Origin of the sequence: Nostoc sp. UHCC 0252, from assembly GCF_034931145.1 — a bacterium.
Classification (GTDB): Bacteria; Cyanobacteriota; Cyanobacteriia; order Cyanobacteriales; family Nostocaceae; genus Nostoc.
This window is the reverse complement of the sequence record NZ_JAYGHE010000001.1, coordinates 214,365-228,007: the sequence shown is the minus strand read 5'-3', so window position 1 is coordinate 228,007 and position 13,643 is coordinate 214,365. Positions and strand designations below refer to the sequence as shown.

Annotated in this window: 11 protein-coding genes; 6 read left to right on the top strand and 5 right to left on the bottom strand. The window is 42.6% G+C overall.

Features of this window, described 5'->3' with window-relative positions:
* Nucleotides 1-48 precede the first annotated feature (48 nt).
* Entirely contained in the window at nt 49-696 is a 648-nt protein-coding gene (locus VB732_RS00890; RefSeq protein WP_323228968.1) for a Uma2 family endonuclease, read from the top strand.
* Nucleotides 697-892: 196 nt separating this feature from the next.
* Here the strand turns inward: VB732_RS00890 and rpmB are convergent, their stop codons facing one another.
* The 3 genes from rpmB to VB732_RS00875 all read right to left on the bottom strand — a co-directional run bounded on the left by rpmB (nt 893) and on the right by VB732_RS00875 (nt 4,278).
* Nucleotides 893-1,129, bottom strand: coding sequence for a 50S ribosomal protein L28 (rpmB, locus tag VB732_RS00885; RefSeq protein ID WP_323228929.1), 237 nt, complete (start codon nt 1,127-1,129; stop codon nt 893-895).
* A 284-nt stretch (nt 1,130-1,413) separates the two neighbouring features.
* On the bottom strand, nt 1,414-3,402 hold the full coding sequence (htpG, locus tag VB732_RS00880) for a molecular chaperone HtpG (protein ID WP_323228928.1): 1,989 nt from the start codon (nt 3,400-3,402) through the stop codon (nt 1,414-1,416).
* Between the two features lie 246 nt (nt 3,403-3,648).
* Nucleotides 3,649-4,278 carry a class I SAM-dependent methyltransferase gene (locus tag VB732_RS00875; RefSeq protein ID WP_323228927.1) on the bottom strand — a complete coding sequence of 210 codons (630 nt, stop codon included), beginning with the start codon at nt 4,276-4,278 and terminating at the stop codon, nt 3,649-3,651.
* A 213-nt stretch (nt 4,279-4,491) separates the two neighbouring features.
* On the opposite strand from VB732_RS00875, the gene VB732_RS00870 reads away from it, so the two are divergent.
* From VB732_RS00870 to VB732_RS00855, 4 genes are all read left to right on the top strand, one after another.
* Nucleotides 4,492-5,817 (top strand): ATP-binding protein, encoded by a 1,326-nt coding sequence (locus tag VB732_RS00870; RefSeq protein WP_323228926.1) that lies wholly within the window; start codon nt 4,492-4,494, stop codon nt 5,815-5,817.
* Nucleotides 5,814-7,733 (top strand): tetratricopeptide repeat protein, encoded by a 1,920-nt coding sequence (locus VB732_RS00865; RefSeq protein WP_323228925.1) that lies wholly within the window; start codon nt 5,814-5,816, stop codon nt 7,731-7,733. Before VB732_RS00870 ends, VB732_RS00865 begins: the two co-directional genes overlap by 4 nt.
* A 167-nt stretch (nt 7,734-7,900) precedes the next feature.
* Nucleotides 7,901-8,122: a hypothetical protein gene (locus VB732_RS00860; protein ID WP_323228924.1), complete on the top strand. Its 222-nt coding sequence runs from the start codon at nt 7,901-7,903 to the stop codon at nt 8,120-8,122.
* A complete protein-coding gene (locus VB732_RS00855) occupies nt 8,100-8,429 on the top strand; it encodes a type II toxin-antitoxin system PemK/MazF family toxin (RefSeq protein ID WP_323228923.1) in 330 nt (109 codons plus the stop codon). Before VB732_RS00860 ends, VB732_RS00855 begins: the two co-directional genes overlap by 23 nt.
* 70 nt (nt 8,430-8,499) lie before the next feature.
* Here VB732_RS00855 and clpB read toward each other — a convergent pair whose 3' ends face one another.
* Together clpB and gloA are read right to left on the bottom strand one after the other, a co-directional pair.
* Nucleotides 8,500-11,142 (bottom strand): ATP-dependent chaperone ClpB, encoded by a 2,643-nt coding sequence (clpB, locus tag VB732_RS00850; protein ID WP_323228922.1) that lies wholly within the window; start codon nt 11,140-11,142, stop codon nt 8,500-8,502.
* Between the two features lie 520 nt (nt 11,143-11,662).
* Nucleotides 11,663-12,097 carry a lactoylglutathione lyase gene (gloA, locus tag VB732_RS00845; RefSeq protein ID WP_185580330.1) on the bottom strand — a complete coding sequence of 145 codons (435 nt, stop codon included), beginning with the start codon at nt 12,095-12,097 and terminating at the stop codon, nt 11,663-11,665.
* 257 nt (nt 12,098-12,354) lie between these two features.
* Here gloA and eno point away from each other — a divergent pair.
* Nucleotides 12,355-13,643, top strand: a 1,289-nt coding sequence (gene eno / locus VB732_RS00840; protein ID WP_323228921.1) for a phosphopyruvate hydratase, incomplete at its 3' end; no start/stop codon positions are given.

Here is a 13,643-nt window from a genome sequence, read left to right as displayed (position 1 = left end):
CAACTAGAGTAAGCTAAATGCAGGTATAAGCTACTGGGAGTGAAGATGATGTTGTTGGAATTAAAGCGCATCCATGTTCCACCAGGACAAAGAGTGTTATTGCGAGATGTAACCTGGCAGGAATTGGAAACAATTCTAGAAGATTTGGGGGAACACCGTGCAGCACGAATTGCTTATGACAGGGGAATATTGGAGATTATGGCACCACTGCCAGAACATGAAGACGATAAAGAAATTATTAGCGATTTAGTCAAAGCGCTTCTGGAAGAATTAGATATTGAGTTTAGATGCCTTGGTTCTACCACTTTCAAAAACCAAGCAACGGCTCAAGGTATAGAACCAGATCAGTGTTTTTATATAAAAAATGAATCTAAGATTCGCGGCAAGAAGCGACTAGATTTAACAGTAGATCCTCCTTCAGATTTAGCTCTAGAAATTGATATTACTTCTCGTACTCATCCTAATATTTATGAAGCTTTAAAAGTACCTGAGCTTTGGCGTTTTGATAAAGGAAAGCTCCAAATTAATGTTCTGCAAGATGGGCATTATGTAGAGTCTCAGCAAAGCCTGAATTTTCCTAGATTTAACCTAGTTGAGGCGATTCCCCAATATCTTGAGCAAAGTACAACAGCAGGCAGAAATTCAACCCTCAAAGCTTTTCGTCTTTGGGTACAAAAGCAGATACAACAGGAATAATTCGTAATTCGTAATAGAGCCTCCGGCACGCTACGCGGTTTTCATGCCCAAAGGGCTGTACGTAATTCGTAATTAATTTTGGGTAATGAGCCGCCTAACTTCAGTGTGATATTCGTAGGGAACCAGGATGAACAGCGGCCAAAGCCGCTTATCCTGTCTCCCGTACATAGTCTCCGGTTCTAAAATCCCACGTTACTTAGTAATGATTCAGGTTAATACCAGCTTCTTTTGCCATTGCTTCTAACCCTTTAATTTGTAGGGTTTTGATTGCTTTAGTAGATAGCTTTAATCTTACCCAGCGATTTCCGCCTTCCCACCAAACCCGCTTATCTTGCAGATTGGCGTGCTGAAGGCGTTTTGTGCGACGGTGGGAGTGGGAAACAGCAAAAGCGTTATTTGCCTTCTTACCAGTTAGTTCACAGCGACGAGACATAGCAACTATCTCCAGATTGTTATTTTAATACAGCCTTTCCATTCTATGTCTTAGACAACAGAAGTGGGGAGAAGAGGCAGGGGGCAGGGAGCAGGGAGCAGGGAGCAGGGAGCAGGGAGCAGGGAGCAGGGAGCAGGGGGCAGGGAGCAGGGAGCAGGGAGCAGGGAGCAGGGGAAGAAGAATTATTGCCCCATGCCCCATTCCCAATTCCCAATTCCCAATTCCCAATGCCCCATGCCCCATGCCCCATTCCCAATTCCCCATTCCCAATTCCCCATTCCCAACTATTTACTAGCTTGTTCCGTCAGCTTTGTTAGTACCTCATTCGATCGCTCGACGAAAGATTTCATTCCTTCAGCGTCAAAGCCTTTCTGAGACATCAGCGCTAAATCATAGACGTGTTGGCAAATCAAATTCACTAACTGATCGGTAGTTGATTGACCGTCACCTTGGATAATACTACCTTGGTTCAGATTTGCCAGATTTTGAATTAGCGGGTGAGCAGTATTCACCAGCAAAATGTGATCTTCAGGAAACTCTGCTGTCCCCTGTTGCATCATGGCGTTCATTTCTCGCAGGCGGCGAAGAATCTCTGGTAAAAGCACCATCGCAGGAGGTGTACCTTGAGGATCGTCTGATTTCAAAGCTTCGGTACGGATGTTGAGTTTGGGTTTGTTGAGAGATTTCTCAAATAACTCTTTAATCGTCTCACTGCGGGTTTTGTTCGTCTTGGGATCGACAATTTCCGTAGCTTTATCTTGTTCTAGCAGGGTATTATCTAAATCTGAGTCTACCCGCGTAAACTTGACATCCTGATATTCCCGCTCTAGGAAGTTGATAAAGTGGGTGTCGATGAAGGAGTCCATAAATAGGACTTCCAAGCCTTGATTTTTGTGTAGTTCTATGTATGTAGCTTGGGTTGTTTCATCGGTGCTGTAGAAAACCCGGTTTTCGTTACGTTCTTTGTTGCGTTCTAGATACTCTTTCAGTGTGGTGTAAGGTGCGGTGGGTGTTGAGTTTTCAGCACTGGGCGAAGGAGTCACATCTTGCCAAGCATCGCCGTCTGAAGACTGGACTTCAACCACTGGAGTTTCAACCGAAACTTTTTCTGTCAGCTTGGCGGTGGTGCGAAAGACGATGATATCTTCGATTTGCTTTTTGAATTTATCGTCGTTGAGAACGCCGAATTTTACAAAGGTTCCGAGGTCTTTCCAAGCACTGATGTATTGTTCACGATTATCGCGGAAAAGTTCTTTGAGGCGATCGCCTACTTTTTTAGCAATGTAGTCACCAATTCGCTTCACGGTGCGATCGCCTTGCAAGGCACTCCGCGATACGTTTAGCGGAATATCGGTACTATCAATCACACCCCGCATCGGCATCAAAAATTGCGGAATAATTTCTTCGCAGTTGTCACTGACAAAAACTTGATTGCAAAATAGCTTGATCTGCCCTTTAGTAACATCTACATCCGGCCTCATTTTGGGGAAATACAGAATCCCGTTGATGATAAAGGGATAGTCAGTATTTAAATGCACCCACAACAGAGGTTCTTCCTGAAAAGGATACAGGTAGCGGTAAAACTCTAAATACTCTTCTTGACTCAGATTACTTGGAGACTCTCGCCACGGTGCTTTTTGCTTATTTACTACCTCACCGTCGAGTTTTATTGGTACTGGCAAGAAATCGCAATAAGTCTTGACAAGATTCTTAATCCGTGCAGACTCTAGAAATTCCTCCTCTTCTCCTTCCAGGCTGAGGGTAATAGTAGTACCGCGAGTTGTCCGGGACGAATCTTCTAGGGTGAAAGCTGGAGAACCATCGCAAGTCCAGTGAACCGCCTGCGCTCCTTCTTGGTAGGACAAGGTATCAATTTCTACCTTTTGCGCCACCATGAAGGAAGAGTAGAAACCAAGACCGAAGTGGCCAATTATGGGTTGATCTGATTTGCCTTCATACTTATGAATAAATTCTTCAGCACTAGAGAAGGCAACCTGATTGATATATTTCTTAACTTCATCTGCGGTCATCCCGATACCGTTATCGGAAATGGAGAGAGTTTTTTTATCTTTGTCAATGGCAATTTCAATTTCCGGTTCGCCGATTTCTCCAGCGTAATCTCCGGCGCGGGATACCATTTTCAGCTTTTGGATAGCGTCTACAGCATTGGATACCAGTTCCCGCAAGAAGATTTGGTGATCTGAGTAAAGAGACTTCTTAATGATCGGGAAAATATTATCAGTATGAATACTGATAGTGCCTTGTTCTAGCATAATTGGTAATTTCCGATGTTAGTATCTGAAATGATGATAGTGGCTAATACAACCTAGCCCTCTGCTTTCCAGGATAAACCCGGAGAACACAGAAGGGCATGATACCAATTAGGATTTTAAAAGCATAGCTTAGGCGATCGCACCTTTTTTGAGGATTGTTTGCCCCCATTTTCTGATTCGGATTTCCCTACTCCCGATTTTCAACGCAGGTTAATCAGCCTAGTTGAGACTGCCATTTAAGTATTGTTAGTTTTTTTCCAACACCAAAAAATAGTGATACGGATAATTAGGATCGATAAATTCTTGCTTGACAGTTAGCCCAGCGTTGGCAACAGAGTTTAAAATCCGCTCTTTGGGATATCTTTTCAAACCCATTTCCCAGTAATGCTCGTCACATACTGGCGTTGTACTCCAGAATTTTGGCACATTGAATAACAAATGCCTTGGCCTGCCTGAGAAAGAGGTTTTGATCTGAATTGACAAGTATTGAGTGCAATAAGGAATCGAAATCACCAAAAATTTATTTGTTGCTTCTGCGAGTTTTTTCAGCGCTTCTTCTGACTGTTCATAAGGTAAGTGTTCCAGCACTTGAAACAAGACAATCGCATCAAATTTATCTTTGGGTAATGAAAAATCTGTGGTCAAATCCAAAATTATTTGTGGCTTCAGGTTGGGATCGATATCAGCAGTAGTGACGTTGTATCCATTGTTCTTCAACATGTCTGTTAACAGAGAATTAAAAATCCCAATTTCCAGAACATTTTTTACCTGAGTACCCAGCGCAAAAATTAGACGCAACTGGTGGTGATAACTAATCAGCCGATTTTTTGATAAATATTCCGAATTTCTAATATCTAAGGAGGTGATGAGTTGCATAAATACTGCCTACCTAACCTGATGGATTCATTAATTTGGTGGGTATATAATTACTAGGATTCCCGCAAAACTAATGAAAATAACAGCACCTTGCTTCGATGGCTAAAGCCTTACTAGTGCTAGGTTATACCTTTAATGCTTTGTTCTTTTGCCAAGCACCTCAATTTTTTATAATCTCCATTATTATGAGCATCATTGCTATATTTTTTACCTATGGTTAATAGTTCTGACTTACTCGCAAAACTCTACAATGCCTTTAACCCCTTTGAACCCTTACCCGCAGGCGACCCAAAATATGTAGATTGTCAGGATGTGCGCGGAGATGCGGATATTGAACAAGAGTTGGGAAATCGGATGCGATTAGCAGATACAAATACTTGCCAATTGTATTCTGGCCATCGGGGTGCGGGGAAGTCTACAGAATTACTCAGATTAAAGAAATATTTAGAAAATCGGGAATTTTATGTTGTGTATTTTGCTGCTGATGAAGAAGATATCGATTCGGAAGATGCCCAATATACAGATATACTCCTCGCCTGCACCCGCCGTTTGCTCAAAGATTTAAAAGAGATTGCTAGTCCTCGTCCTATACTCGACTGGTTGAAAGGTCGTTGGGAAGATTTGAAAGATTTGGCGCAAACTCCCATAGAATTTGAAAGTCTGGGAGTAGAAGCACAGCTAACTCAATTTGCCAAATTGACCGCAAATTTAAGGGCTGTTCCTGAATTACGCCAGAAGATTCGCCAAAAAATCGATCCTTACACCGTCACTTTAATTCAAGTGTTAAATGAGTTTCTGGTGGATGCAAAACAGCACTTACCTAATGGTTACAAGAAACTGGCGGTAATTGTCGATAACTTAGACCGGATGGTGTTAGTCAAGGACGGAGAACGCACCAACTATGAAGAAGTCTTTTTAGACCGTAGCGAACAACTCCAAGCTTTAGATTGCCATTTGATTTACACAGTCCCTATTTCAATGGTCTATTCTACAAGGGCAACAGACCTCAGAGATATCTACGGCGACCCCCAAATTTTGCCAATGATTATGGTAAACACTCTCAAGGGCGAAGTTTACCAGCCAGGACTCAAAAAAGTTAAAGAAGTAATTAACAAGCGAGTCCGGCAAATTGCACCAGAACTATCACTAGAAACGGAAATTTTCGACAGTCCCCAAACCTTAGACAGACTTTGTTTAATGAGTGGAGGTCATGTGAGGAATTTGCTATTGTTAACTCAAGATGCCTTTGGACGCACTGAAGAGTTACCTGTTTCAGAAAAGGCAGTGCGACGAGCAATTACTCAAGCCAGAGATACTTATCGCCGCGCTGTGGAAAATCATCAATGGTGTTTGTTAGCGGAAGTGTCTTGTTCTAAGCGCATTATTAATGATGACTTGTATCGGAGTTTGATGTATAACCGTTGTCTTTTAGAATACCGCTATTTGGATGATGATGGAGAAATGCAGCGTTGGTATGATATTCATCCATTGATTCAAGGAATTCCAGAATTTAAAGAAGCCGTAGCGAAACTTGCATGAACCCAAATTTAAGTGATTGGGATGATGATTTACCCGCAGAACCAGAAGAAGCTTATCAAGATTTGCTTCGCGCACTGAGGCGAAAATCAGGATTTGGTTTGTTTTTTGTCCAATGTACGCCTGGGGAAGCAGACAAGTTCATTGTCAAACTTCCCCAGGAGATTCCACAAAAAAATATTGCCGTTTTGCCGTTAGTTGAAGCGATTGATAATTTATATCAGCCAGTCGCAGAGTTTGTTAAAGACAAGCAAGTTGATATTTTATTGATTAAAGGTCTGGAATATTCTTTATACAAATATGAAAAAAGAAGTTTTGGCGAAATTACCGAAGGACAATTTAGTAATTTAACCAGTGTTCCGCATATTTTAAATCACTTAAACCAACAGCGAGAACGCTTTAGAGATGATTTTCCCATTAGCTTTGTTTTTCTTTTGCGTTCATTTTCTATCAACTATTTTATTCATCGCTCACCAGATTTTTTTGATTGGCGTTCTGGGGTGTTTGAATTACCGACAACGCCAGAAGTAGTAGAACAAGAATCAAATCGCTTGCTGTTGGAAGGAGACTATGAGAAATATTTGAAACTCAGCCCAGAACAAAGAATTGAGAAAATCATAGAAATTCAAGACTTGCTGACTGAAAAAAATCAGCCAGAGAATCGCCGGGCAAGTTTACTATTTGAACTGGGAAATTTACTATTTGCTGCTAAGGAATATGAACAAGCGATCGTATCCTACGACCAAGCTCTCAAAATTCAACCTAATTACTACAAAACTTGGATCTACCGAGGCGCTGTGTTATGTGATTACCTAAAACGCTATGAAGAAGCGATCGCATCCTTCGACCAAGCACTGAAATTTAAACCAGATGACGACAAAGCCTGGTACAACCGAAGCATTGCACTAGAGAATTCAGGACGCTATGAGGAAGCGCTGGCATCTTATGACCAAGCACTGTACATTAAACCAGATGAGGGCAAAGTTTGGGATAGCAGAGGCAGTGTGTTATGGACTTTAGGACGCTATGAGGAAGCGCTGGCATCTTGTGACCAAGCACTGCAAATTAAACCAGATGATCACACAATATGGCACAATCGCGGCATTGCGCTCAAGGATTTAGGACGTAATGAAGAAGCGATCGCATCCTTTGATCAAGCACTGGAATTTCAACCAAATGAATACCACGCTTGGAGTAACCGGGGTATTGCATTAAGGAATTTAGGACGGTATGAAGAAGCAATTGCATCGGACGACCAAGCACTGAAAATTAACTCTAATTATTGTGAAGCCTGGAACAACAGAGGTGTTGTTCTATGTGATAATCTACAACGCTATGAAGAAGCAATCATTTCTTTTGACGAAGTACTTAAAATTCAAGCAGATGATTATGTAGCTTGGAGTAATCGGGGTATTGCATTAAGAAATTTAGGACGGTATGAAGAAGCAATCGCATCCTATGACCAAGCACTGAAATTTAAACCAGATTATCAAGATGCTTGGTACAATATGGGCTATGCGCTAGACAAATTAGGACGCAATAAAGAAGCGATCGCATCTTACGACCAAGCACTGAAATTTAAATCAGATTACCATCAAGCTTGGAACAATCGGGGCAATGCATTAATGAATTTAGAACGGTATGAAGAAGCAATCGCATCCTACGAACAAGCACTGAAATTTAAACCAGATAAACACGAGGCTTGGTACAATCGAGGCATTATATTGACAAAATTGGGTCGTCGTAAAGAAGGATTTGACAGTATCAATAAAGCTGCTGAAATCAATCCTAAATTTGTGATAGATATGTCCAAATCTCAGAACAAACAAGTTATTGACAGTATGTTGCAAAAATTCGGATGGGAGAAATTAACTCAGGCTTGGATAGGTTTATTGAAGGTGATTGGTATTAGACGCTGATCTCATGTCTTTAACATTAACAACATCAGCGCTGATAGAAACATTATTCTAAGCAATTTTCCAATAGTGATCGCCTTTTCATTTAGACTGAAAAGACTAACTAAAATCAACAACGATCGCTCCTAAATTAAATTACACTAACATTATGAAAATCCTAACTAGCAGTTATGCAAAATGAATTGACTACTCTGACTTATGAAATTGAACTAAAACCAGGGGAAAAATTGAATCTCCCAGAATCAATACTGGAAAATATAACTACAGGGCACTGGGTAATTACCATCCAACAAAAAGCGGAAGAAACCAAAAGCACCCGCAGCCATGATGCTTTTTTGAACGGCTACGCACCACAAGACGAAGGACTTTATGACGACTATCCAAGCCGGTGAATTTTGGGTAGCAGATATTCCATTTACTAGCGGTGGAGGTTTTAAAAAACGTCCAATACTTGTGTTGTGGTTAGATGGAAATGATGTAGTAACCGCAGTAGTCACATCTGTCAAACCTCGCACACAAACTGATGTACCTTTGAATGATTGGGCTGCAAGTGGTTTGCGTGTTGCTTCAACTGTGCGTCTATCTCGATTGGATTGTCTAGACCAATCTTTGTTGCTAGCCAAGATCGGGCAAGTTTCTGAATCAGATGCAAGGTGCTTAAAAGAAGTATGGGATTTGTATATTAAGCCTCAATTTTAAGCAGCTTAAATTAATAGCGATCGCACATAAATTACTAAATATAAACTCATGTAGCGATCGCCTCCTCTGACTATGTAGCAATCTGTGGCACTGACACCTTCAACACCACTTTTTTGCTAAAAGACAGACCATTTTCATTTTTGTCAATGATAATCGTGTCTCCAGAGATAAAAGTATTCTCCAATAACTTGGTGGCGAGGGGGTTTTCTACTTCTCGCTGAATTGCGCGTTTGAGTGGACGCGCACCATAAACTGGGTCATAACCTGATTCTACAAGGTGATCGCAAGCTGCTTGGGATATCTCAAAGAAGATTTTTTGCTCGCGCAGGAGATTTTCTACTCGCTTGAGTTGAATACGGATGATTTGCCGCATTTCGGTGCGATTTAGGGTATGGAAGAGAATAATATCATCGACGCGGTTGAGAAATTCTGGGCGGAAATGCGATCGCAAACCTTCCATTACCCGCTTCCGCATCGTTTCATACTGGGAATCATCACCAGATACATCCAAAATATGTTCGCTACCAATGTTACTGGTCATCACAATAACGCTGTTACGAAAATCTACCGTCCTTCCTTGAGAGTCAGTAATTCTCCCATCATCTAAAACCTGCAACAAAATATTGAACACATCGGGGTGCGCCTTTTCCACTTCATCCAGCAGCACCACTGAGTAAGGACGGCGGCGAACTGCCTCGGAAAGCTGACCACCTTCTTCATAGCCTACGTATCCTGGAGGCGCACCCACTAACCGAGAAACTGAGTGTTTTTCCATATACTCAGACATATCCAAGCGTACCAAGGCATCATCAGAATCAAAGAGAAACTGAGCTAAAGCACGGGCGAGTTCGGTTTTGCCCACTCCTGTGGGGCCCATGAACAAAAATGAACCAATGGGACGCGAGGGATCTTTCATCCCCGCACGGGCGCGGCGAATGGCTGCTGCTACAGCTTCTACAGCCTCTTCTTGCCCAATAACTCGTTGATGTAAATGACTTTCTAGTTGCAGCAATTTTTGCCGTTCTGATTCCAATAAGCGATTGACGGGAATTCCTGTCCATTTGGCGACGATTTCCGCAATATCGGCTTCGGTAACTTGTTCTCGCAACAACGTGGAACCTTGGTTTTGAATTTCTAAAAGACTCGCTTCCTTGGCTTCGCGCTCGTGCTGTACTCCTTCCAATTTGCCATATTTCAGTTGAGCAGCTTTATTTAAGTCATAAGCACGTTCCGCCTGTTCAATTTGCACTCGCAGCGCATCTTCTTCTTTCTTTAAGGCGCTTATCGCCTCCAATATCTGCTTTTCACCTTGCCATTGCTCATTAAATATTTGCTGTTTTTCGGTTAAATTGGCGATTTCTTGCTCGATGCGCTCCAAACGCTCTTTAGTTTGGGCAGTACCCTTTTCTTCGCCAGCTAATGACAGCTTTTCCATTTCTAACTGCATGAGGCGGCGATCGATGGTTTCCAATTCGGCTGGTTTGGAGGTAATCTCCATTTTCAACTGTGCTGCGGCTTCATCCACCAAATCGATGGCTTTATCTGGTAAGAAGCGATCGCTAATATAACGCGCTGACAGGGTTGCTGCTGCTACCAAAGCCGAATCAGAAATTTTGACGTTGTGATGCACTTCATAGCGTTCTTTCAAACCCCGCAAAATGGAAATAGTATTTTCCACACTTGGCTGATCGACAAATACTTGTTGAAAGCGACGTTCTAAAGCAGCGTCTTTCTCGATGTGTTTGCGGAACTCGTCGAGGGTAGTTGCGCCAATGCAACGCAGTTCTCCCCGCGCCAACATTGGTTTGAGCAGATTTCCGGCATCCATAGCCCCTTGTTGGCTGGAACCTGTACCGACTACGGTATGTAGTTCGTCGATAAATAGGACAATTTGGCCGTTAGAATCCATAACTTCTTTGAGGACAGCTTTCAGGCGTTCTTCAAATTCTCCTCGCAATTTTGCCCCAGCAATTAAACTACCGATGTCTAAAGAGATCAGTTGGCGGTTTTTCAGAGATTCGGGAACGTCACCGTTTACCATCCGTTGTGCTAAAGCTTCTGCGATCGCAGTTTTACCTACGCCAGGTTCACCAATCAAGACGGGGTTATTCTTGCTCCGACGAGATAATACTTGAATTACCCGCCGAATTTCGTCATCTCGCCCAATTACTGGGTCGAGTTTTCCAGCTTTTGCTTGTTCTGTTAAATCTCTACCAAATTTTTGTAAGGCTTCATAGCGCGATTCTGGCGTTTGATCTGTTACCTTTTGACTACCGCGAACGGCTTTGATCGTAGCTTCTAGTTTAGCTGCATCCGCACTAAAGCTTTTGAGGATCTTTCGTCCAATGCGATCGTCTTCAGCAAAGCCTAAAAGTATGTGTTCCACGGATATGTAGGAATCTTTCATCCTGACTCTAGCTTCCTCGGCTCGGTCTAGTAAAACATCTAGACTACGGCTAAGATAAAGCTGATCGCTTTTACCAACTTTGGGCTGACGTTGGGTAAAGGCTTCTAGCTGCTGTTGGAAGCGGATTGGATCGACCTCAGATCGAGCCAGAATACGTATTGCTAGACTTGTGGGTTCTTCTAACAGGGCAATAATTAAATGTTCAACATCTAGTTGCTGTTGTTGATAAGCACGGACTATATCCTGAGATTTAACAATTGCTTCCCAGGCTTTATCAGTAAATTTATTTGGATCTGTAGGTTGCATCTTTAGAATTTTGGAACTTTGATTTTTAGTTTAGGGATTGGGAATGGGAGATTGGGAATTGGGAATTGGGAATTGGGAATTGGGTATAGTTATTCTCCTTGTCCCCCTGCTCCCTTGCTTCTTCCCCAGTCCCCAGTTCTTAATTATCCAAACATTCTCAGCGTATATCCGCGTGTATCTCTGGTGGCAATTTTAGGATTAGTAATTTTGTGATAGTTTAATCCATTACCTATTTTCTAATTTAAAACTAAATCACTGTTATGAACGGACTTTGCCTGATGATGTTATTGGAGCGATCCCTACGACGGCTACGCCTACGCTCTTAGGAATACGGAGGATATGCCCTAACCCGCCTAAAAAGCGGAGGCAAAAAGCGAAAAGTCTCGCGCGTCTTGCTCTTAAGCAAAACTTGCTGCCCAGATCCCCGACTTCTTCAAGAAGTCGGGGATCTAAATCCAGCTTAAGTAAGTGAAATTCCACCCTAACGATAATTTATTTTTTGGGAAATCCTTTATAAGAATCACTGGCTCACAAGTTGCTCTTGTGATTCCTGTTTAGCTGCCGATCCTTGAGATCCTAGTTGAATCAGTTCAATTTTATATCCATCTGGATCTTCCACAAAAGCAATTACTGTTGAACCATGTTTCATTGGCCCTGGTTCGCGTGCTATTTTACCGCCTTGATTGCGAATTTCCTCACAGGTAGCGTAAATATCATCAACTCCAAGGGCAATGTGACCGTAAGCATTACCCAATTCGTACTTTTCCACCCCCCAGTTGTAGGTTAGTTCAATTACCGCGTTATCGCTTTCGTCACCGTAGCCAACAAAAGCTAGGGTAAATTCTCCCCCTGGATAATCTTTTCGGCGGAGTAATTTCATTCCCAGAAGTTCACAGTAGAACTTTAAGGATTCTTCCAGGTTGCCCACTCGCAGCATTGTATGTAGTAATCGCATATTGACCTTTTCTGTGTAATTGATTTAGTGTTATTCTCTGCAAACATTTTACCTAGCTGACAGTCTTCAGGTAGAAATGCCATCAGGGGAAGAATTAAATAAACATTCCCTTAACCATTTCTGGTGTTGCTCCCTATCCATACAATGGAAATCTTCTTTAATCTCAGCCAATAAAGTCTCTTAACAGCATAAGCTAGCGATTGAGTTAGGTAACTGGACTGGGTGCGTAACACACTCCAATAAAGGATAAATTACAGATGAGTAAATTTCTAGATACTGCAATTGAGGCGATCGCAGCCCGTGAAATTCTTGATTCACGCGGTAGACCGACAATTGAAGCCGAAGTGCATTTAGCCAATGGTGTTGTCGGACTAGCGCAGGTTCCCAGTGGTGCTTCTACTGGCTCTTTTGAGGCTCACGAACTGCGTGATGGCGATAAAAGCCGTTATGGGGGAAAAGGCGTACTCAAGGCAGTCCAAAACGTCAAGGAAGCACTTGCACCAAAATTACTAGGCTTGGATGCCCTCAACCAAGAACTCCTAGACCGCACGATGATCGCCATAGATGGTTCTCCTAACAAATCCAGTTTGGGGGCTAATGCGATTTTGGGGGTTTCCCTAGCAGCAGCCAAAGCTGGCGCTGAATCTCTAGATATTCCTCTATATCGCTATTTGGGCGGCCCTTTGGCGAATTTGCTCCCAGTGCCGTTGATGAATGTGATTAACGGTGGCGCACACGCATCAAATAACGTAGATTTTCAAGAGTTTATGATTGTCCCAATTGGCGCAGCTTCCTTCCGGGAAGCATTGCGCTGGGGTGCAGAAGTGTTTGCTACCCTCAGCCAGGTATTAGATGAAAAGGGTTTGCTTACTGGTGTAGGCGATGAAGGCGGCTTTGCCCCGAACCTAGAATCTAATCAGGTGGCTTTGGAATTGCTGGTTGCTGCTATTAAAAAAGCTGGTTACAAGCCAGGAGAAGAAGTAGCTTTGGCTTTGGATGTAGCCGCTAGCGAATTTTACAAAAATGGTCAGTATGTTTACGATGGTAAACCTCACGCCCCGGCTGAGTTTATTGATTATTTAGGACAACTTGTCGATCAATATCCAATTGTTTCGATTGAGGATGGTTTGCACGAAGAAGATTGGCAAAGTTGGCAATTGATCACCCAAAAGTTAGGTTCGCGGGTGCAATTGGTAGGGGATGACTTATTTGTGACTAACGCCACACGCTTGCAAAGAGGCATTCAGGAAAAAGCCGCTAACGCCATTTTGATTAAACTCAATCAAATTGGTTCTCTTACCGAAACCTTGGAAACGATTGATTTGGCAACTCGTAACAGTATCCGTTCAGTAATTAGCCATCGTTCTGGTGAAACGGAAGATACAACGATCGCTGATTTAGCTGTAGCAACCCGTGCCGGTCAAATCAAAACAGGTTCCCTCTGTCGCAGCGAACGGGTAGCTAAATATAATCGCTTGCTGCGAATTGAAGATGAACTAGGCGATCGCGCCGTTTATGCTGGTGCTGTAGGTTTAGGGCCTAAGTA